A 19,682-nucleotide genomic window follows, 5' to 3' on the forward strand; every position below is an offset into this window, starting at 1 on the left:
CTCGGCGACGAAGCCGTCGATGAAGTCAGCGGTCCGGGCGGAGGTGGTAATGGGGCACCCCTTAAGAGAAGTCGATTGACCGCAAGCCTAGGAGACCTCGCCCGCGCATGCTTGCGGCCGGGGCGTGTAATGCTGGATGCGAAACGGACGGAGGAGCCGATCGTGACAGACGGTTCGGCCTGGCGTCAGCCGGGCCCCGGCGCACCGGCCAGCCCCACCGGCTGGGGGCCGCGCCCAGCGTGGGCCGCGCCCAACGCGCCCCAGGCCGCGGGGCCGCAGCCCGCGCCCAACACCTGGTGGTCCGACGCCCTGTCCGACCCGTGGCGCGACCCGGACGCCCCGGTCGTGGTGGTCAAGCCGCCCGCCGACGAGGCGCCCGCGCTCGAGAAGCCGCCACCGCCGTCGGCCGGCCCGCGGGTCGGCATCGGCCTGGTCCTCGTCGTGTCGATCGTGACCGCGCTGCTCGCCGGCGCGCTCGGCGGCACCCTCGGCTACGTCTTCGCGGTCGGCGGGGGTGGCAGCACCCTCGGCGGCGGCCAGCTCGGCAACGCCCCGCTGAACAACCGCGCCCCGGAGTCGATCGCCGGGCTGGTCAAGAGGGTGCTCCCGAGCGTCGTCACGATCAGCGTCCGGGTCGGCAACGGCACGTCCCTGGGCTCGGGCTTCGTCGTCAGCGGCGACGGCCACGTGATCACCAACAACCACGTCGTCGAGGGCAGCGCCGGCACCGCGACCGTCCGTTTCAGCGACTCGACCGTGGCCGGGGCGAAAGTTGTGGGCACCGACCCGGAGTCCGACATCGCCGTGCTCAAGATCGACACCAACGGCCTGCCCGAGGGCAAGCTGGCCCCGGTCGAGTTCGGCAACTCCGACTCGGTGCAGGTCGGCGACCCGGTCGTCGCGGTCGGCGCGCCGCTGGGGCTGACCAGCACGGTGACGTACGGCGTGGTCAGCTACCTCGACCGTCCCATCCGCACCAGCGAGGGCGGCACGGCGCGGTACTACGCGGCGATCCAGACCGACGCCGCCGTGAACCAGGGCAACTCGGGCGGCCCGCTGTTCGACGCGGCCGGGCGCGTGATCGGCATCAACTCCGTCATCGGCACCCTCTCCGAGGACCAGGCCAGCGCCGGCAACGTCGGGCTGGCCTTCGCCATCCCGATCAACCACGCCCGGCGCATCGCCACCGACATCATCAACACCGGCAAGGCGCGCCGCACGGTGATGGGCGTCCAGGTCGACACCTCCTACACGAACCCGGCCGGCGGGGCGCGCCTGTCCACGGTCGAGCCCACCGGGCCGGCCGGCTCCGGCGGGCTCAAGGCCGGCGACGTGGTCCTGGCCGTCAACGGCAAGCCGATCGACGAGTCGTGGGACCTCACCGCGCTGATCCGCAAGTACGCGCCGGGCGACACGGTGGAGATCCAGTACCTGCGGGGCACGGCCCGGGCCAAGGCCTCGGTCACGCTGGTCGCCGACGCGAAGTGATCTGACCGGCGGCCCTCCCGGAACCGGCCCGGGAGTGCGTAGTCTGGCAGGCGAGAGCAAGGGGAGGGCCGGCACATGGGCTTCGACATCGGCGGCTGGGAAGTTCTGGTCATCATCCTGGTCGGGGTGTTCATCTTCGGGCCGGACCGCCTGCCGAAGGCGATCAGCGACGGCGTGAAGATGCTGCGCCAGGTGCGCCAGATGGCGCGCAACGCCACCGGCGACCTGAGCAAGGAGCTCGGCACCGACATCCAGCTCGAGGACCTGCACCCGAAGACGTTCCTGCGCAAGCACCTCCTCAGCGAGGAGGACGAGGCCGCGCTGCGCAAGCCGCTGCAGGGCATCTACGACGACGTGCGCGGGGTCGCCGACCAGGTCAAGCGCGACGCCCAGGACGCCGCGGCGGCCGCCAAGAACGTGGGCAAGGACGCGGTCGCCCCGGTGGCGGCGCCCACCCCGCAGCCGGCGGTGCGCGCCTCCTGGGACGACGTGACCTGAGCTAACGTCCGGCGGGCTTGAGCCCCAGCGGCTTGCCCACCAGGCTCTCCCGGCGCAGCGCCAGCTTGTCGGCCACGGCCGCCAGGGCCTGCGCCGCCGGCGCGTCCGGGGTCGCCAGCACGAGGGGCAGGCCCACGTCGCCGGCCTCGCGCAGGCGCGTGTCGAGGGGGATCTGACCCAGCAGCGGCACCTTGGCCCCGACCGCCTGCGACAGCGAGTCGGCGACCTGCTGCCCGCCGCCGGCCCCGAAGACCTCCATGCGCTGCCCGTCCGGCAGCTCCAGCCAGGACATGTTCTCCACGACGCCGATGATGCGCTGGTGCGTCTGCAGCGCGATCGACCCGGCCCGCTCGGCGACCTCGGCCGCGGCGGCCTGCGGGGTCGTCACGACCAGGATCTCGGCCGAGGGCAGCAGCTGGGCGAGCGAGATCGCCACGTCGCCGGTGCCCGGGGGCAGGTCCAGGAGCAGGACGTCCAGCTCGCCCCAGTACACGTCGGCGAGGAACTGCTGCAGCGCGCGGTGCAGCATCGGGCCGCGCCAGACGACCGCGGCGTTGCCCGGGGTGAACATGCCGATCGAGATGACCTTCACGCCGTGCGCCGACGGCGGCATGATCATGGACTCGACCTGGGTCGGCCGGCCGTCGGCGCCGAGCATGCGCGGCACCGAGTGGCCGTAGATGTCGGCGTCGACCACGCCCACGGACAGGCCCCGGGCGGCCAGCGCGGCCGCGAGGTTGACCGTCACGCTGGACTTGCCGACGCCGCCCTTGCCGCTGGCGACCGCGTAGACGCGGGTCCGCGAGCCGGGCTGGGCGAACGGGATCACCGGCTCCTGCACGTCGCCGCGCAGGCTTGTCTGCAGGTCCTTGCGCTGCTCGGGCGTCATCACGCCGAACTCGATCTCGACCGCGGTGACGCCGCCGACGGCGCCGACCGCGCGCGTGATGTCGGAACGCAACTTGTCTTTCAGCGGGCAGCCGGCCACCGTGAGCAGGATGCCGATGGCGGCGACGCCGTCCGAGCGGAGCGTGACGTCGCGGACCATGCCCAGCTCGGTGATGGGCCGGCGGATTTCGGGGTCGTCGACGGTCGCGAGCGCGGCGGTGATCGCGTCTTCGACGGTGGTGGCCGGGGCTGACATGGGTGCCATGGTACGTCGGACCGCCGACCCGATCCGCCGCGTCGAGCCGGTACGAGGAACGCGTCACACGCCCGATCGGCGAACAATGTCACCTTCTCGGGCCACAAGGGGCTTGTCCGCGTACCGAATCCGGTGGGACCATCGTTTACACGCCGCGCGCCTCGCCCCTTGAGGCGCGCGGCGTAATGCTCACCGGGGGCGGCGCCGCGGTGGCTCGTCGGAGTCCACGACGTCGTCCGGCTCGTCGGACACCAGGGGATCGGCCAGCGAGCCGAGAGCCTTGCGCACCTTCTTGCGCTCCGCCTTCGCCCGCCGGTCGGCCGCCTCGTCCAGCTCCTCGGCCACCCGCGCCAGCTCCGAGCGCAGGAAGTCGCGGGTCGCCACCTCGCCGAGGGCGATGCGCAGCGCCGCGAGCTCCCGGGCCAAATACTCCGTGTCCGCCTTCTGCGCGGCCGCGCGCCGCCGGTCCTCGTCCGCCGCGACCCGGTCCCGGTCCGTCTGCCGGTTCTGCGCGAGCAGGATCAGCGGGGCGGCGTAGGAGGCCTGCAGCGACAGGATGAGCGTCAGGAACGTGAAGGTGTACGGGTCGAACTGCCAGCTCTTCGGGGTGAGCGTGTTCCACGCGATCCAGCCCAGGATCACGATCGTCATGTAGACGAGGAACTTCGCCGTGCCCATGAACCGGGCGATGCCCTCCGACCACTGCCCGAACGCCTCCGGGTCGAAGCGGGGCAGGCTCATGCGCGTGTCGCGCGGCTGGTCCAGCCGCTTGCGCTCAGCCACGAGGGCCGCCGTTGAGGGAGATGGGCTCGGCGTGGTCCCGGTCGCGCCAGTCCTCGGGCAGCAGGTGGTCGAGGACGTCGTCGACGGTGACGGCGCCGACCAGCTTGTCGTTGACGTCGACCACGGGCATCACCACCAGGTTGTAGGTCGCCATCCGCCGGGTGATCTCGGCCAGCGTCAGCTGCGGGGACAGCGGTTCGATGTCGTTGTCGACGACGCCGCCGAGCAGGGCCGAGGGAGGCTCGCGCAGGAGGCGCTGGAAGTGCACGACGCCGAGGTACCGGCCGGTCGGCGTGGCCATCGGCGGGCGCGTCACGAACACGCCGGCCGCGACCGCCGGCGACAGCTGCGGCTCGCGGATGCGGGCCAGCGCCTCGGCGACGGTGTTGTCCGGGGCCATCACGATCGGCTCCGAGGTCATGACCGCGCCGGCGGTGCCGGGCTCGTACTCCAGCAGGGCCCGCACCGGCGAGGCCTCGTCCGGCTCCATGAGGTCCAGCAGCACCTCCTGCTCCGGCTTGGGCATCTCGGCGAGCAGGTCGGCGGCGTCGTCGGGGTCCATCTCCTCCAGCACGTCCGCGGCGCGCTGCGGCTCCAGCGCCGTGATGATCTCCAGCTGGTCGTGCTCGGGCAGTTCCTCGAGCACGTCGGCGAGGCGCTCGTCGTCCAGCGCGGCGGCGACCTCGACGCGCCGGGCCTCGGAGAGGTCCTGCAGCACGTTGGCGAGGTCCGCGGCGCGCATGTTGTCCAGCACCGCGAGGAGCCCGGCGGTGCCCTGGGTCTGCGGCTCCCCGGCCAGGCCGGTCACCTCGGTCCACTCCAGCTGGTTGAGGTGGCCGCGGCGGGTGAGCCGGCCGGTGAACTCGCGCACCGCCACCCGCGACAGCGACCACTCGCCGGTGCGGTCGGCGTCCATGGCCACGTCGACCACGGCCCCGGCGCGCCCGGTCGCGACAACTGTCACGTGCCGGTCCATGAAGTCCTCCAGCAGCAGCAGCTCGCCCGGGCGCTTCTCGAAGCGGCGCAGGTTGAGCGTGCCGGTGTTGAGCACCACGGCGTCGGGCTCGATGGCGGTGATCCGGCCGATCGGCAGGAAGATGCGTCGCCGCATCGGCATCTCGGCGACCAGCCCGACCACGCGGGGCGGCTGGTTGCCCGTCCGTGGCCGCGCGACGGCGTCACGCACCCGCCCGACCTGGTCGCCGTTCGGATCGAACACGCTCAGACCAGCGAGGCGCGCTATGTAGACCCGCGGCGCAGTGCTCACGAGGCTCAAGCCTACTGAAGGAGGCCACGAAGCAGGCGGTGGACCGAACCTCAGCGCCCGGCGACCCCTAGGCTGCCCTCATGAGCATGGTGCGGTACTCGATCGTCGACGTCTTCACCGACCGGCCCTTCACCGGCAACCCGCTGGCGATCGTCTTCGACGCCCAGGACCTGGCCACCGAGCAGATGCAGGCGATCGCGCGGGAGTTCAACCTCTCCGAGACGATCTTCGTGCTGCCTCCGAGCGAGGGCACGGGCGCGACGTACCGTGCGCGGATCTTCACGCCGGGCACCGAGCTGCCCTTCGCCGGGCACCCGACGGTGGGCTGCGCGGTAACCCTGGTCCGCAACGGGGTGATCAAGGGCCCCGACGTGATCCAGGAGTGCGGGGCCGGGCTCCTGCCGATCCAGGTCGACGAGGTGCACGGCGCCGCGACCGTCACCGGCGGCAAGCCGACCGTCGGCCCGGCCCTCGACCCGCTGCCGCTGCTCGACTCGATCGGGCTGACCGAGGCCGACTACCTCGGCCCGGCGCCCCGCAAGGCCGGGTGCGGGCTCGAGTTCACGTTCCTGTCGGTCACCGACGAGGCCGTGGGCCGGCTGCGGCTGCAGCGGCCCGTGGACAACCTCAGCGTCGTGCACTGGGACGCCGAGCGGCACCTCGCGCACGTGCGGGTGCTCGTGCCGGAGGTGGGCGTCGCCGAGGACCCGGCGACCGGCTCGGCCGCCATGGGGCTCGGCGTGTGGCTGGTGACGAGCGGCCTGGTGGCGGGGGAGGGGCTGACGCAGTACGAGATCGCCCAGGGTCTGGAGATGCACCGCCCGTCGGCCCTGCACTGCACGGTGACGGCCCAGACCGGTGCGGCCGTCTCCGCCACGGTCTCGGGTCACGTGGTGCCGATCGCCTCCGGCGAGATGATCGTGCCGCCGTTCGTGGGCTGACGCCGCCGGGCCCCCAGCACCACCACCGCGACCCCGGCGAGCAGCACGGCGATGCCCGGCAGCGTGCGGGCCGCCGGCAGCTGGCCGAGCAGTATCCAGGCGATCACCAGGGCGCCCGGCACCTCCAGCAGGAGCAGCACCGCGACCGTCGTGGCGCTGACCCGGTGCAGGGCGTAGTTGATCAGCGTGTGGCCGAGCAGCTGGGGCCCGATCGTCATGGCGACGATGGCGATCCAGGTTTCCCAGGTGTACCCCCAGAGCCGCGCCGAGCTCGCCAGGCTCGCGACGAGCAGCAGCGCCGCGCAGATGCCGTAACACACGGAGGCGTACGTCGTCGTGGCGAGGCTGGCCCGGGCGCGCTCGCCGAGCAGCGTGTACCCGGCGGCCGCGATGCCGCCGGCGAGCGCCAGGGCGTCGCCGAGCAGCGCCCGGCCCGACAGGTCCGGGTCGGCCCCGGTGGCCAGCGCGACCCCGGCGACCGCGACCCCGATCCCGGCCCACGTGCTGCCCGGCACGCGCACGCCCCGGGCGGCCGCGATCAGCGCGGTCCACACCGGGGTCGTGGAGACCAGCGCGACCGACATGGCCACGCTGGTCAGCTTGGCGCTGGGCACCCAGGTGGCGAAATGCACGGCCAGGCACACCCCGGACAGCACCGTCACGCCGAGTTCGCGCGGCCGCGTGCGCTGCCGTACGAGCGCCACCGGGGCGAGCGCCGCGGTGCCGAGGGCGTTGCGCCAGAACGCGATGGCGAGCGCCGGGGCGGCCGCGAATGCGATCATGGGCGCCGAGGCCGACACCGCCAGAATCGCGACGACGAGAGCGGCGACGGTGGGGAGACCGACCTTGCGCATGGTGCGAATTGTCGTTGATCCGACATAGGAGGCCACGGCGACCAGGTAGGCCGTTCGGAGGATATGAGGGGGGCCGAACGGTGATTGAGGCCGTCTGTTTTGACTATTTCAACACGTGTACGCGCGCAGTTCGCCGGGGTGGGGGGCACCGCCGCACCGCCGAGATGCTCGGCGTCGACCCGGGCGAGTGGCTCGCGCTGCTGGACCGGACCTACGACGAGCGGGCCCGGGGCGGGTACCCGACCCACCTGGCCGGCCTGCGCCGCCTGTGCACGGAGCTCGGCGTGGAGCCGACCACCGCCCAGTTACGCGAGGCCGCCGAGCTGCGGCTGGCCACCGTGCAGGCCGACGCTCCGCTGCGGCCGGAGACCATCGACGTCCTGCGCACCCTGCGCTCGGCCGGGGTGCGCATCGCGATCGTGAGCGACTGCTGGTTCGAGCTGCCGCTGGTGCTGCCGCGCACGCCCCTGGCCGGCGTGATCGACGCCGCCGTGTACTCCTGCCAGGTCGGGCACACCAAGCCCCACCCCGCGATGTACGCCACCGCCTGCGCCCAGCTCGACGTGGACCCGGCGCGCTGCCTGTACGTCGGCGACGGCGGCAGCCGCGAGCTGACGGGCGCCGCGCGCTTCGGCCTGACCGCGGTCCAGCTGCGCGCGCCCGACCTCGGCGCCCACCTGACCTTCCACGCCGAGCCGGACTGGCCCGGGGCCTGGGTGACGACCCTGTCGGCGATTCCCGACCTGGTCGATGCGCCGGTGTTCGTGGCCTGAGCGCCTATCCTGAGGAGGTGACCGTGACGGCGACACTGTCGCTGACGGATGGCCTCTACCTCGCCCGCCTGGCGGCGGGCGCGGTGCATGCACGGCTCACGGGCGCGCCGCTGGAGGCGTCGGTCCCGCCCGGGAGCCCGCTGCAGGCGCACGGCGCGTCCTTCGTCACGCTGGAGCGGTCGGGCGCGCTGCGCGGGTGCGTGGGGACCCTGGAGCCGGTCCAGCCCCTGCACCGCGACGTGGTGCGCAACGCCGTCCAGGCCATGCGCGACCCACGGCTCCCGCCGGTGACGAGCGCCGACTGGCCGGCCCTGGACGTGAAGGTGTCGGTTCTGACGCGCCCGGAGCCGCTGCCGGCGGAGTCGCGGGCGGCCCTGGTCGCGGCGCTCCACCCCGGCGTCGACGGCCTGATCCTCCACGACCACGACCACGCCCACCGGTCGACGTTCCTGCCGACCGTGTGGGCGAAGCTGCCCGACCCGGAGGAGTTTGTGGCCGCGCTGCTGCGCAAGGGCGGCTGGCCGGCGGAGGGCTGGCCGGCGGACATCGAGGCCTTCCACTACGCCTCGACGGAGTTCCGCGACTCCGCCCCGCGCCTGCCGATCGCGGCCTGACCCCGGCGCGCCGTGGTTGGATGTCAACCATGGATGCGCTGGTCGAAGAGGCGGCGAAGAAGGCCGCGGTCGCCTGGATCGCCGTCGGCGGCCGCCCCCCGACCCTGGCCTGGTGCGCCTGGCTCGACGGCTCCTTGCTGGTCGTGACCGGCGAGGGCGAGCAGGCGATCCCCGGCCTGGCCGAGGCCGCGTCCGCCGAGGTGAGCCTGCGCGGCGACCACGGCGGCCGGATCGTGACCTTCCCCGCCGACGTCACGAACCTCAGCCCGTCCGACGACGCCTGGGCCGAGCTGGTACCTCAGCTCGCCGGCAAGCGCCTCAACGGCCGCGGCGGCGCCGAGGACCTCGCCCGGGCCTGGTCCGAGCGGTGCGTGGTCAGCCGCCTCACGCCGGCCGGCGCCTCCGCGGACCTGCCGGACGACGCCCAGGCCGCCCCGCCCCGGCCGACGCCGGCCACGCGCATCCCGCGCCACCCGTTCCGCCTCCACAAGGTCCGGGGCGCGACCCGGAAGCGCTGACCCGACCGGCGGTCAGCCCAGGCCCACGGCGCGCAGGCTCTCGTCCCACAGCTGCGCGGCCAGGGCCGGGCTGTCCGTGGCCCGGGTCGGGCGCGCGAGCTTGCGGTCCATGTAGTAGCCGCCCGACGTCAGCTGCGACGTCGGGGTCGCGGCCAGCCAGACCAGCGTGTCCGCGCCGCGCTCCGGGGTGCGTGCGAACGGGGCGATCCGCGCGGCCAGGTTCACGCCGATCGACGAGCCGAAGCGGCTGCGCACGAAGCCCGGGTGGTACGACGCCGACATGATGTCCGGCCAGCGGCGGGACGCCTCGGCGGCGAAGAGGATGTTCGCCTGCTTCGCGGAGCCGTACTGCCGCCACAGGCCCCGATTCCGGGCGCCGCGCAGGTCCGCCGGGTCCAGCGCGCCAATCGCGTGCGCGCCCGAGGCGGTGTTGATGATGCGGCCGCCGCGCAGCTGTTCGCGGAGCAGACTGCTCAGCAGGAAGGCCGCCAGGTGGTTGGTCTGGAGGGTCGCCTCGAAGCCGTCGGGGGTGATGCGGTGGCCGCGCACGACGCCGCCCGCGTTGTTGGCCAGCACGTCGATGCGCTGGTAGCGCTGGCGCAGGTGGTCGACCAGCACGTGGACGTCGTCGAGCTTGGCGAAGTCGCTGCGGTACGCCGGGACGGTGCGCCCGGCCGCCGCCGAGACGGTCGCGGCCGCGGCCTCCAGGCGGGCGGGGTTCCGGCCGACGAGCACCGTGCTGGCGCCGCGGCGGGCCATGTCGACGGCGGCGGCCAGGCCGATGCCGGAGCTGGCCCCGGTGATGACCACCGTGCGACCGGTGAGATCTCCCACAGGGGCATTCTGTGTACTCACGCGTCGAGGTTACCGTTTGGTAGCCGCCTGAACCCTCGCTAAGTTGCGCGGGAAGGCCCTCCCGAATCCCGGCAAAGCCGCCGAAACCCCAAAGGAGCCCGCCGATGGCCGCCCTCGGACGACCGCGCCGCTCGTGTCTCGCCGTGCCCGGCTCGAGCGTGAAGATGCTCGGCAAGGCCCAGGGGCTCCCGGCCGACCAGGTGTTCCTCGACCTCGAGGACGCCGTCGCGCCGCTGGCCAAGCCCGAGGCGCGCAAGAACATCGTGGCCGCCCTCAACGACGGCGACTGGGCCGGCAAGACGCGCGTCGTGCGCGTCAACGACCTGACCACGCCGTGGACGTACCGCGACGTCATCGAGGTCGTCGAGGGCGCCGGCGCGAACCTCGACTGCATCATGCTGCCCAAGGTGCAGAGCGCGGCCCAGATCCAGTGGCTCGACCTGACGCTGACCCAGATCGAGAAGACCATCGGGCTGGAGCCGGGGGGCATCGGCATCGAGGCGCAGATCGAGAACGCCGCCGGGCTGGTGAACGTCGACGCCGTCGCCGCGGCCAGCCCGCGCGTGGAGACCATCATCTTCGGGCCGGCCGACTTCATGGCCTCGATCAACATGAGGTCGCTGGTCGTCGGCGGGCTCATCCCGGGCTACCCCGGTGACCCGTACCACTACATCCTGATGCGCATCCTGATGGCCGCCCGCATGCACGACCTGCAGGCCATCGACGGACCGTTCCTGCAGATCCGCGACGTCGAGGCGTTCCGCGAGGTCGCCGTGCGCAGCGCGGCGCTCGGCTTCGACGGCAAGTGGGTGCTGCACCCGGGCCAGCTCGACGCGGCCAACGAGGTGTACTCACCCGCCCAGGACGACTTCGACCACGCCGAGCTCATCCTCGACGCGTACGACTACTACACCTCCGAGGAGGGCGGCCGCCTCGGCGCCGTCATGCTCGGCGACGAGATGATCGACGAGGCCTCCCGTAAGATGGCCCTGGTCATCGCGGCCAAGGGGCGTGCCGCAGGGATGAAACGGACCACCGCCTTCACCCCGCCGAACTGAGAAAACGCGCGTCGCATTGCCCGGTGGTGTATCCGACAGGCAGGATTTGCCCTATGGCACCCGACCTACGTTCCAGCGGCCCCGCCGGCAAGAGCGGCCGGCGCGATGCGAGCCGGCCCTCGTCCGCGCGGCGCACCCTGCGGGCCGTTCCGTCCAGCGGTCCCGATCTCGCCGACGAGCCCGTCGAGGAGGAGGCGCCGACCGCGATCGACCGGCTCGACGGTCGGGTCGCCCTGGTCACCGGCGCGGGCAGCCCGGACGGCATCGGTTACGCCACCGCCCGCCGCCTCAAGCAGATGGGCGCCGCGGTCGCGATCGTCTCCACGACCCGGCGCATCCACGACCGCGCCAGCGAGCTGGGCGTCATCGGCTTCGTCGCCGACCTGACCGTCGAGGCCGAGGTCGGCGCGCTCGCGGACGCCGTCCTCGACCAGCTCGGCGCGGTCGACATCCTGGTCAACAACGCCGGGCTGGCCAGCAAGGCGAGCCCGGAGGTGCTGCGCCCGGTCGCCCAGCTGACCTACGAGGAGTGGCGGGCCGAGATCGACCGCAACCTCACCACCGCGTTCCTGGTCAGCCGGGCCTTCGTCGGCGGCATGGCCGAGCACGGCTGGGGCCGCATCGTGAACCTGGCCGCGACCGCCGGGCCGGTCAACGCGCTGCCCGCCGAGGCCGGCTACGCCGCGGCCAAGGCCGGCGTCGTCGGCCTCACCCGGGCCCTGGCCATGGAGCTCGTCGCCGACGGCATCACCGTCAACGCGGTCGCCCCCGGCATCATCCACACCGGGGCATCCACGCTCGTCGAGCTCAAGCAGGGCTTCGGCACGCCGATGGGGCGGCCCGGCACGCCCGAGGAGGTCGCGGCCACGATCGCGTTCCTGTGCTCGCCCGGCGCGTCCTACATCACCGGCCAGATGCTGGTCATCGACGGTGGCAACAGCGTCCGGGAGGCGCAGTACCGGTGAGTCCGACGGTCAGCGAACCTCCAGGTTCGCTGGCTATCTTTGGCCGCATGGGGGCACGTTCGGCGGACTACGCGGTGCTGCTGGCGCCGCCGGTCGTCGTCGGGGCGGCCTGCGGTGCCGTGCTGCTCTCCGGTGAGCCCGAGGTGTTCCTGCCGCTGATGCTCGTCCTGCAGCCGCTGACCGTCCTGGGCATCGTGGTGGGGCTCGTCCAGCTCACCCGCAGCACCCGCGGGCCGTCGACGTTCCAGCTGACGGTGTACCGCGGGCGGCCGGCCTTCGCCGCGCTGCCCGCCTTCCGCCGCCAGTGCGTCTTCAACGGCCTGCTGAGCGCCGCGCTGCTGCTCATGGCGGTCAACGGCCTGCGGGTCACCGGCCGGATCGTGCCGACGATGGCCGCGGTGATCATGATCCTCAACGGCTGCACGCTGCTCCTGCTGCTCTTCCGCATGGTGCGCAGCGGCCCGCTGCTGCTGACCGAGCTCGGCATCGCGGTCGACGGGGGCCGCTCGTTCGTGCCGTGGGCCGCGCTCGGGCCGGGGCCGGAGCACGCACTGTGGACAGTCGCGCACCCGGAGCTGATCGAGGGCCGGCGGATCAGGCGCTTCCAGCCGGGCCAGGACGTCCCGCTCGACGTCTCGCTGTGGTTCCTGTTCCGGGCCATCCACGCCTACATGGAGCAGCCGCACCAGCGCGCGGCGATCGGCACCCCGCAGGAGCTCGAGCGCCTGCGCGGCACCCTCACCCGCCAGACCACCTGACCGCCCGCCGGGCGAGCTAGGTTGGGGGCATGCGCAGCGCTGAACAGATCCTGCGCGAGGCCCGCACGATCGCGGTCGTGGGCGCCTCCCGGGATCGATCGAAGACGGCCCATGCGGTACCCCTGCAGATCCAGCGCCACGGCTGGCGCATCGTGCCCGTCAACCCGTTCGCGGACGAGATCTTCGGGGAGCGCACCTACCGCCGGCTCGCCGACGTTCCGTTCCCGGTCGACCTGGTGAACGTGTTCCGCCCGTTGGCCGACGCGACCCAGGTGGTCCGCGACGCGCTCGCGATCGGCGCGCCCGCGATCTGGCTGCAGCAGGGCATCTACAGCCCCGAGGGCCGCGCCCTGGCCGCGGCCGCGGGCGTGGACTACCTCGAGGACACGTGCATCGCCGTGATCCGCGCGGTGCACGCGGTCAGCGCACCCCGTAGTCCCGCAGCAGACCCCGGCTGATGATGGTCTTCTGAATCTCCGAGGTGCCCTCGCCGATGAGCAGGAAGGGCGCCTCGCGCATGAGGCGTTCGATCTCGTACTCCTTGGAGTACCCGTAGCCGCCGTGGATCCGGAACGCCTCCTGCACGACCTCCGCGCAGTACTCGCTGGCCAGGAGCTTCGCCATGCCCGCCTCGACGTCGTTGCGCTGCCCGGCGTCCTTCAGCCGCGCCGCCCCGACCATGAGCGCGTGGGCCGCCTCGATCTTCGTGGCCATCTCGGCCAGCTTGAACGCGATCGCCTGGTGCTTGACCAGCGGCGCGCCGAACGTGTGGCGCTGCTGGGCGTAGGCGATCGCGAGCTCGAACGCCCGGATCGAGATGCCGCAGGCGCGCGCGGCCACGTTGACCCGCCCGACCTCGATGCCGTCCATCATCTGGTAGAAGCCGCGGCCGGCCCGATCGGCGCCGCCCAGGATCGCCGAGCCGGGCACCCGCACCCCGTCGAGCACCATCTCGGTGGTCTCGACGCCCTTGTACCCCATCTTCTCGATCTTCCCGGGAATGTTCAGCCCCGGCAGCGCCTCGTTGAGCCCGAACCCGGGCGTCTTCTCCAGCAGGAACGTCGTCATGTTCCCGTACACCGACTCGGCCCCGAGCTCGGTCTTGACGAGCGTGGCCACGACGGAGGAGTACGCCCCGTTGGTGAGCCACATCTTCTGCCCGTCGAGCACCCAGTCGTCACCGTCGGCGACGGCCTTGGAGCGGATCGCGGCGACGTCGGAGCCGGTGCCGGGCTCGGACATCGAGAACGCCCCGCGCACCTCGCCGGTCGCCATGCGCGGCAGCAGCCGCCGTTTCTGCTCCTCGGAGCCGTGCTGGGAGACCAGGTAGGCCACGATGAAGTGCGTGTTCACGATCCCCGACACGGACATCCACCCGCGCGAGAGCTCCTCCACCACCAGCGCGTAGGTGAGCAGCGACTCGCCGAGCCCGCCGTGCTCCTCGGCGATGGTGAGCCCGAACAGCCCCATCTCCTGCATCCCGGCCACGATGTCGGCCGGGTAGACGTCGTCGTGCTCGAGCCGCTGCGCGTGCGGGATGATCTCCTTGTCGACGAACGCCCGCACGGTCTCGAGCATCGACTGCTGCACATCGCTGAGCCCGGGCGTCCGAGCGAGACGAGCCATGCGAGACCTCCGTTGGTCGGCTCCTGCCCAAGAAGTTACCGGTGGGTATCCTGCTTCCCGCCGCCCGGAGCCTGTGAAATGGTTCTCAGGTGCGAGTCAACGGCCTGGCGGTAGCCGCCCTGATCTGTGCGGTCCTGGTGCCCCCGTTCGGCATCCTGATGGGCCACATCGCGTGGACCCAGTGCCGCCGCGAGCAGCGCCCGGGCGCGGGCCTGGCCCTGGCCGCGATGATCACCGGCTACGTGGTGCTGCTGATCGTCTGCGGCCTGCCGGTCATCTACTTCGCCTGACCGCCTACTTTCGCCGGGCCGTCGTCGATCCGCCGCATGAGATCTTCCAGCGGCCCCCGCCGCCCATGGATGTGCTCCAGCCAGAGCGTAACCCCGGCCTGTTCGTATTCGGCGAGCATCGGATCGTCCGGCCCGCGCGAGGTCCCGGTGAGCGCGACCTCGAACGCCGACTCCCGATGCCCGCGGATGTAGGCGATGTCGGCCGCGACGGACTCTGGCCGGACCGCCATCCGCCCGCTCTCCTCGTCACCGGCGGCGATCCACCCGTCCCACCGGGCGGCCCGCCGCAGCGCCGCCCGGCTGGCGCCCCCGACCAGGATCGGCGGCCGGGGTCGCTGCACCGGCAGCGGCGCCAGCGTGACCCCGCCGACGCTCGCCCCGCCGAGCAGCCCGCCCACGATCTCGAGCCCGGCGTCGAGCAGCCGGGCCCGGGACTTGAGCTCGGCGCTCTCCCCGAAGGCGGTGAACTCGGCGTCGACACCGCCGAGGCCGACCCCGAGCACGACCCGGCCCCGGCTCAGCCGGTCGAGCGTGGCCACGGCACTGGCCACGACCGCGGGCCGCCGCCGGGGCAGCGGCGTGACGGCGGTCCCGAGCCGCAGGGCGGAGGTCGCCTGGGCGACGGCGGCCAGCGTCACGCACGGGTCGGCGGAGGGGACGCCCCAGGCGAAGGCGAGATGATCCCAGACGAAGAGCGACTCCCAGCCGGCCTTCTCGGCGGCCCGGCCGATGTCGACGACCAGGCACGGCTCGGCGAGGTCGCCGAGGGTGCAGACGCAGATCCCGTGGCGCATGCGCATCAGACCTCGACCGCGGTCCAGGGGTCCTTGGGCGGCGCGGTGGACCCTTCCGGGCAGGACTTCCGGTAGTCGCACCAGGAGCAGTGCGGACCGACCAGCGGCCGGAACTCCGTGTCGGCCACGATGTCGGCCGCGGTCGCCTCGGCCCGGCGCAGATGCCGCTCCAGCGACGCGTCCGTGTGCTCGAACGCCGCGACGGTGCCCGTGGGCAGATGGTGCAGCTCCACCCGCCGGCACGCCTTGCGGAACACCCTCGACGTCGCGATCGCGTAGAGCGCCAGGGCCCGCGACCCCCGGGCGTCGTCGGGCGAGAGCCCGCTCCGCCCGGTCTTGTAGTCCACGATCACGAGCTCGTCGCCGCGCTGGTCGATGCGGTCGACCCGGCCCGACAGCGCCAGCGTCTCCGTGCGCGCCGCGACCGTGCGCTCCACCCCCACGGGGTCCTCGGCCGGGTCGAGGGACTCCACATAGGACTCGAGCCAGCCCAGCGCCCGCCGGTAGACCTCCCGCTCCTGCGCGTCGTCGCGGTAGCCCTCGCGCACCCACGTCGCCTTCAGCAGGCCCGGCAGCGCCTCCGGCGCGCGGCGGGCGGGCTCCAGCGCATACCAGTTCTTGAGCGCCGTGTGCACGGAGGCGCCGAGCGAGTTGTGCGCCCACGGCGGGCCCTTGGGCGGGGCCGGACGGTCGACGTAGGAGAACCGGTAGCGGCGCGGACAGTCCTCGTAGCTGCCGAGCTTGCTGGGCGTGCAGGTGAAGAGGCGCGGCGGTGATGCGAATAGTCCCAACTGCTCCACGCCCAGCATCCTGCCATCCGGGTACGACAAAATGACGAATCCCGATGTCAGTGCGGCGCGTGCAGGTACGTGGTCACGAACGCGCCGATGGCGTCGGCGAGCAGCTGCACGGCGATCGCGGCGACGAGCAGACCGGCGATGCGGGTGACGACCTCGATGCCGCTCGGCCGCAGGATGCGCACGAGCACGCCGGAGAAGCGCAGCACGAGGTACACCACCAGCATCACGGCGACGATGCCCACCGCGATCGCCGAGTAGCCCGCGAAGGTGTCGGCCCGCCGCACGAACAGCATGGTGGCGACGATCGCGCCCGGCCCGGCCAGCAGTGGCGTGCCCAGCGGCACCAGGGCCACGTTCGAGGTGACCTCGTGCCGGGGGTCGTCGGTCTTGCCGGTGAGCAGCTCCAGCGCGACGAGCAGCAGGAGCAGGCCGCCGGCGCCCTGCAGTGCGGGCAGGTCGATGTTCAGGTAGGCCAGGATCTGCCGGCCCACCAGCGCGAAGGCGACGATGACGCCCAGCGCGAGCAGCACCGCCTGCAGCGCCGCGCGGTGGCGGGCCCGGCGCTCCATCTGCCCGGTGAGGGCAAGGAAGATCGGCACGGCGCCCGGGGGGTCCAGGATCACCAGCAGTGTCACGAATACCTCGCCGAAGAGCTTCAAATCCACGACCGGATTGTCATAGCAGGCCCATATCGAGCGGATACCAGGGTCTTGACGCCATCGAACGCCGCCCCTACGTTGCCAGAGAACAGCAAACTTTCCTTACAGATGGAGGGTCTATGGGCAACCGCAGGCTCCTGGCGGGGGTCGCGGCCGCGCTGGCGGTGTCGTCGCTGGCCCTCGCGCCCGCGACGGCGGCCGGCGCGCACGGCGGCACGCATCAGGACGAGTTCAAGCGCGTCGGGTACTTCGTCCAGTGGGGCATCTACGGCCGCCAGTACTTCGTCAAGAACCTCGAGACCAGCGGGCAGGCCGCGCGCCTGACCCACATCAACTACGCCTTCGGCGGCGTCGACAAGACCGGCCAGTGCGTCTCCGTCGACCCGTGGGCCGACTACCAGCGCCCGGTCCCCGCCACCGAGAGCGTCGACGGCGTCGCCGACGAGGCGGGCCAGCCGCTGGCCGGCAACTTCAACCAGCTCCGCAAGCTCAAGGCCATGCACCCCGGCCTGAAGGTGCTCATGTCGCTGGGCGGCTGGACGCTGTCGGCGAACTTCTCCGACGCGGCGCTGACCGACGCGTCGCGCAAGACGCTGGTGAAGTCCTGCATCGACACGTTCATGTCGACCGGCGTGTTCGACGGCTTCGACCTCGACTGGGAGTGGCCGGGCTCCGACGGCAACCCGGGCAACGTGATCCGGCCCGAGGACAAGCAGAACTTCACCAAGCTCGTCGCGGAGTTCCGCAAGCAGCTGGGCAAGAAGGCGACGCTCACCGCGTTCCTGCCGGCCGCGCCCGCCAAGATCGACGCCGGCTTCGAGGCCAACCAGATCTTCAAGTACCTCGACTTCGGCTCCGTCCAGGGCTACGACTACCACGGCACCTGGGAGACCACCACCAACCAACAGTCCGCGCTGTTCGTGCCGCGCAACGCGCCCACGACGCCGGACTTCAGCGGGTCGACGTCGCTCAAGGCGTGGACCGACCGCGGCGCGCCCAAGAAGCAGCTCGTGCTCGGCGTGCCGTACTACGGCCAGGGCTGGACCGGCGTCACCAACGCCAATAACGGCCTGTTCCAGACGGCGACCGGACCGGCGCCGGGCACGTGGGCGGCCGGCAACGAGGACTACAAGGTTCTCGCGACGCTGCCGCAGCAGGGCTACAAGGTCTACCACGACCTGTTGTCCGGCCACGCGTGGCTGTTCAACGGCACGACGTTCTGGACCTTCGACGACCCGATCGTCGTGGCCCAGAAGGGTCTGTACGTCCGCATCGCCGGCTACGGCGGCGCGATGATCTGGTCGCTCGACGGTGACGACGCCAACGGCACGCTCACCAAGGCGATCTACACCACGCTGCGCTGATCACGGGGTGCTCGGCGGCATGAATCTCGCGATGCCGTCGAGCACCCTCGGCAGGCCGAAGGCGAACGCCCGGGCCGGGTCCCCGGCGCCGTACTCCTCCCCGGCCGCCTGCCCGATCCGGGCCGCGGTGGGGAACCGGGCCGGGTCGAGGACCTCGGCCAGCAGCGGGGCCCAGGCCTGCCACCATTCGGCGTCGCTGCGGCCGGTGCGCCGCTCGGCCTGCTCGGCCAGCACCGCGGCCCGGGCGGCGCCGGTGACGTAGTCGAGCACCAGGCTCAGCAGCTGGTCGGTGTCGACGTCGGCGAGGCCGGTGCCCTCGAAGGCGCGCAGTTCGAAGTCGTACTTCGCGATGCTGTTCGGCCCCAGCACGGGCCGGCTCGTGGCCACCTGGAGCAGCCAGGGGTGGCGGCGGTACAGCTCCCAGTTGGTGCGGGCCACCGCGGTGAGCCGCTCCCGCCAGCCGCCGGGCGCGTGGGCCTCCCGGACCGCCTCGGCGCCGACCGCGTCGACCATCACGTCCAGCAGCTCGGCCTTGCTCGGGACGTAGGTGTACAGCGACATGGCGGTCACCCCGAGGCGCTGCGCCACCCGGCGCATCGACACCGCCGCCAGCCCCTCGGCGTCGGCCAGCGCCACGGCGACGGCGACGATGCCCGGCACGGTGAACTTGGGCCGCGGGCCCCGCCGGGCCTCCGTCCCCGGTCCGCGACCCCACAGCAGTTCGATGCTGCGGCGGGGGTCGCCGGAGCCGCTGTACTCGGTCGTCACCCCACCACGTCGCTTCCGTGCCCGGCCGCGACGATGCGCTCCAGCGCCTCGGGGGCGGTGGTACGGGCGCCGAGCCGGACCGTCTTGTTGGTGCCGTGGTAGTCGCTGCTGCCGGTGGTGACCAGGTCCAGCCGCCCGGCCACCGCGTGCATCTCCGCCTGCTCCTGAGGGCTGTGGTCGGTGTGGTCGGCCTCCAGGCCGAAGAGCCCGGCCGCGGCCAGCTCGACGATGAGCGAGTCGGGCACGATCGGGCCGCGGACGCTGGCCCGCGGGTGCGCGAACACCGGCACACCACCCGCGCCGAGGATGAGCCGCAGCCCCTCGAAGACGTCGATGTCCTCCTTCGGGATGCGGTACCGCGCGCCAAGCCATTCGGGCGCGAACGCCTCGGTGACGGTGCCGACGAGGCCGCGCCGCATGAGGGCCTGGGCCAGGTGCGGGCGGCCGACGGTGCCGCCGCCCGCGTACTCGAGCACCTCGCCCCAGGTGATGTCGATGCCGTCGGCGCTGAGCAGGCCGACCATGCGCTCGGCGCGGGTCTCGCGGGCCGTCCGCACCCGGGCGAGCGCGGCGACCAGGTCCGGCTCGGCCGGGTCGAACAGGTAGGCCAGCATGTGCAGGCCGATGGGGCGGGCCCCGCCGTGCCAGCGCAGCGAGAGCTCCGCCCCGGGCACGATGGTCAGCCCGGACGGGCGGGCCGCGAAGGCCTCGGCCCAGCCGCGGGTGGTGTCGTGGTCGGTGACGGCCAGGACGTCGAGCCCGGCCGCGGCCGCCTCCCCGACGAGCTCGGCCGGGGTGGAGGTGCCGTCGCTGGCGGTGGAGTGGGCATGAAGATCGATCCGCACGCCCCCAGTCTAGGGAGCCG

23 protein-coding genes are annotated in these 19,682 nt (G+C 72.7%); 12 read left to right on the forward strand and 11 right to left on the reverse strand.

From position 1 onward, the window contains the following. Nucleotides 1-162 precede the first annotated feature (162 nt). Together AB0B76_RS41550 and tatB are read left to right on the forward strand one after the other, a co-directional pair. Entirely contained in the window at nucleotides 163-1,488 is a 1,326-nt protein-coding gene (locus tag AB0B76_RS41550; RefSeq protein WP_360386087.1) for a trypsin-like peptidase domain-containing protein, read from the forward strand. Nucleotides 1,489-1,563: 75 nt separating this feature from the next. Continuing rightward, nucleotides 1,564-1,986 carry a Sec-independent protein translocase protein TatB gene (gene tatB / locus AB0B76_RS41555; RefSeq protein WP_360386090.1) on the forward strand — a complete coding sequence of 141 codons (423 nt, stop codon included), beginning with the start codon at nucleotides 1,564-1,566 and terminating at the stop codon, nucleotides 1,984-1,986. Nucleotide 1,987: 1 nt separating this feature from the next. On the opposite strand, the gene AB0B76_RS41560 is transcribed toward tatB, so the two are convergent. The 3 genes from AB0B76_RS41560 to AB0B76_RS41570 form a co-directional block, all read right to left on the reverse strand. Continuing rightward, the gene (locus AB0B76_RS41560; protein ID WP_360386093.1) at nucleotides 1,988-3,130 is read right to left on the reverse strand and encodes a P-loop NTPase; all 1,143 of its coding nucleotides are present in this window, start codon (nucleotides 3,128-3,130) and stop codon (nucleotides 1,988-1,990) included. Between the two features lie 189 nt (nucleotides 3,131-3,319). Beyond that, complete coding sequence (locus AB0B76_RS41565; protein WP_360386278.1) at nucleotides 3,320-3,871, reverse strand: DUF1003 domain-containing protein; 552 nt, start codon at nucleotides 3,869-3,871, stop codon at nucleotides 3,320-3,322. Between the two features lie 34 nt (nucleotides 3,872-3,905). Continuing rightward, a complete protein-coding gene (locus AB0B76_RS41570) occupies nucleotides 3,906-5,180 on the reverse strand; it encodes a CBS domain-containing protein (RefSeq protein ID WP_360386095.1) in 1,275 nt (424 codons plus the stop codon). An 80-nt stretch (nucleotides 5,181-5,260) separates the two neighbouring features. Here AB0B76_RS41570 and AB0B76_RS41575 point away from each other — a divergent pair, with 80 nt between their 5' ends. Further along, nucleotides 5,261-6,121 (forward strand): PhzF family phenazine biosynthesis protein, encoded by an 861-nt coding sequence (locus AB0B76_RS41575; protein ID WP_360386098.1) that lies wholly within the window; start codon nucleotides 5,261-5,263, stop codon nucleotides 6,119-6,121. Here the strand turns inward: AB0B76_RS41575 and AB0B76_RS41580 are convergent. After that, the gene (locus tag AB0B76_RS41580; protein ID WP_360386100.1) at nucleotides 6,067-6,975 is read right to left on the reverse strand and encodes a DMT family transporter; all 909 of its coding nucleotides are present in this window, start codon (nucleotides 6,973-6,975) and stop codon (nucleotides 6,067-6,069) included. The genes AB0B76_RS41575 and AB0B76_RS41580 overlap by 55 nt on opposite strands. Before the next feature lie 80 nt (nucleotides 6,976-7,055). Here AB0B76_RS41580 and AB0B76_RS41585 point away from each other — a divergent pair, with 80 nt between their 5' ends. Genes AB0B76_RS41585 through AB0B76_RS41595 form a run of 3 tightly spaced genes read left to right on the forward strand, consistent with a single transcriptional unit; the run spans nucleotide 7,056 to nucleotide 8,880 of the window. Next, a complete protein-coding gene (locus AB0B76_RS41585) occupies nucleotides 7,056-7,748 on the forward strand; it encodes an HAD family hydrolase (RefSeq protein ID WP_360386103.1) in 693 nt (230 codons plus the stop codon). Between the two features lie 23 nt (nucleotides 7,749-7,771). Further along, entirely contained in the window at nucleotides 7,772-8,362 is a 591-nt protein-coding gene (gene amrA / locus AB0B76_RS41590; RefSeq protein WP_360386106.1) for an AmmeMemoRadiSam system protein A, read from the forward strand. A 29-nt stretch (nucleotides 8,363-8,391) separates the two neighbouring features. Further along, nucleotides 8,392-8,880: a hypothetical protein gene (locus AB0B76_RS41595; protein WP_360386109.1), complete on the forward strand. Its 489-nt coding sequence runs from the start codon at nucleotides 8,392-8,394 to the stop codon at nucleotides 8,878-8,880. A 12-nt stretch (nucleotides 8,881-8,892) separates the two neighbouring features. Here AB0B76_RS41595 and AB0B76_RS41600 read toward each other — a convergent pair whose 3' ends face one another. Beyond that, on the reverse strand, nucleotides 8,893-9,714 hold the full coding sequence (locus AB0B76_RS41600; RefSeq protein ID WP_360386112.1) for an SDR family NAD(P)-dependent oxidoreductase: 822 nt from the start codon (nucleotides 9,712-9,714) through the stop codon (nucleotides 8,893-8,895). Nucleotides 9,715-9,839: 125 nt separating this feature from the next. Between AB0B76_RS41600 and AB0B76_RS41605 the strand changes: the two genes are divergently transcribed. The 4 genes from AB0B76_RS41605 to AB0B76_RS41620 are packed head-to-tail and all read left to right on the forward strand — an operon-like array spanning nucleotide 9,840 to nucleotide 12,974. Further along, on the forward strand, nucleotides 9,840-10,793 hold the full coding sequence (locus AB0B76_RS41605) for a CoA ester lyase (RefSeq protein ID WP_360386114.1): 954 nt from the start codon (nucleotides 9,840-9,842) through the stop codon (nucleotides 10,791-10,793). 53 nt (nucleotides 10,794-10,846) lie between these two features. After that, on the forward strand, nucleotides 10,847-11,758 hold the full coding sequence (locus tag AB0B76_RS41610; RefSeq protein WP_360386118.1) for an SDR family NAD(P)-dependent oxidoreductase: 912 nt from the start codon (nucleotides 10,847-10,849) through the stop codon (nucleotides 11,756-11,758). Between the two features lie 47 nt (nucleotides 11,759-11,805). After that, complete coding sequence (locus AB0B76_RS41615) at nucleotides 11,806-12,516, forward strand: hypothetical protein (protein WP_360386120.1); 711 nt, start codon at nucleotides 11,806-11,808, stop codon at nucleotides 12,514-12,516. Nucleotides 12,517-12,545: 29 nt separating this feature from the next. Continuing rightward, complete coding sequence (locus AB0B76_RS41620) at nucleotides 12,546-12,974, forward strand: CoA-binding protein (RefSeq protein WP_360386123.1); 429 nt, start codon at nucleotides 12,546-12,548, stop codon at nucleotides 12,972-12,974. On the opposite strand, the gene AB0B76_RS41625 is transcribed toward AB0B76_RS41620, so the two are convergent. Further along, a complete protein-coding gene (locus AB0B76_RS41625; RefSeq protein ID WP_360386126.1) occupies nucleotides 12,937-14,142 on the reverse strand; it encodes an acyl-CoA dehydrogenase family protein in 1,206 nt (401 codons plus the stop codon). The two genes, AB0B76_RS41620 and AB0B76_RS41625, sit on opposite strands and share 38 nt — an antisense overlap. 89 nt (nucleotides 14,143-14,231) lie before the next feature. On the opposite strand from AB0B76_RS41625, the gene AB0B76_RS41630 reads away from it, so the two are divergent. After that, nucleotides 14,232-14,432, forward strand: a complete 201-nt coding sequence (locus AB0B76_RS41630) for a DUF4190 domain-containing protein (protein ID WP_360386129.1) — start codon at nucleotides 14,232-14,234, stop codon at nucleotides 14,430-14,432. Here the strand turns inward: AB0B76_RS41630 and AB0B76_RS41635 are convergent. The 3 genes from AB0B76_RS41635 to AB0B76_RS41645 are packed head-to-tail and all read right to left on the reverse strand — an operon-like array spanning nucleotide 14,420 to nucleotide 16,691. Beyond that, the gene (locus AB0B76_RS41635; protein WP_360386132.1) at nucleotides 14,420-15,232 is read right to left on the reverse strand and encodes an LLM class flavin-dependent oxidoreductase; all 813 of its coding nucleotides are present in this window, start codon (nucleotides 15,230-15,232) and stop codon (nucleotides 14,420-14,422) included. The two genes, AB0B76_RS41630 and AB0B76_RS41635, sit on opposite strands and share 13 nt — an antisense overlap. After that, the gene (locus tag AB0B76_RS41640) at nucleotides 15,232-16,026 is read right to left on the reverse strand and encodes a PD-(D/E)XK nuclease family protein (protein ID WP_360386135.1); all 795 of its coding nucleotides are present in this window, start codon (nucleotides 16,024-16,026) and stop codon (nucleotides 15,232-15,234) included. The genes AB0B76_RS41635 and AB0B76_RS41640 overlap by 1 nt, the downstream gene beginning before the upstream one ends. A 47-nt stretch (nucleotides 16,027-16,073) precedes the next feature. Further along, nucleotides 16,074-16,691, reverse strand: coding sequence for a MarC family protein (locus AB0B76_RS41645; RefSeq protein WP_360386138.1), 618 nt, complete (start codon nucleotides 16,689-16,691; stop codon nucleotides 16,074-16,076). Between the two features lie 113 nt (nucleotides 16,692-16,804). On the opposite strand from AB0B76_RS41645, the gene AB0B76_RS41650 reads away from it, so the two are divergent. Then, on the forward strand, nucleotides 16,805-18,049 hold the full coding sequence (locus AB0B76_RS41650) for a glycoside hydrolase family 18 protein (protein ID WP_360386141.1): 1,245 nt from the start codon (nucleotides 16,805-16,807) through the stop codon (nucleotides 18,047-18,049). Here AB0B76_RS41650 and AB0B76_RS41655 read toward each other — a convergent pair whose 3' ends face one another. After that, nucleotides 18,050-18,817 carry a TetR/AcrR family transcriptional regulator gene (locus tag AB0B76_RS41655; RefSeq protein ID WP_360386144.1) on the reverse strand — a complete coding sequence of 256 codons (768 nt, stop codon included), beginning with the start codon at nucleotides 18,815-18,817 and terminating at the stop codon, nucleotides 18,050-18,052. After that, entirely contained in the window at nucleotides 18,814-19,662 is an 849-nt protein-coding gene (locus AB0B76_RS41660; RefSeq protein WP_360386147.1) for a PHP domain-containing protein, read from the reverse strand. Before AB0B76_RS41660 ends, AB0B76_RS41655 begins: the two co-directional genes overlap by 4 nt. Nucleotides 19,663-19,682 lie beyond the last annotated feature (20 nt).

The sequence above is a fragment of the Dactylosporangium sp. NPDC049140 genome (assembly GCF_040648435.1).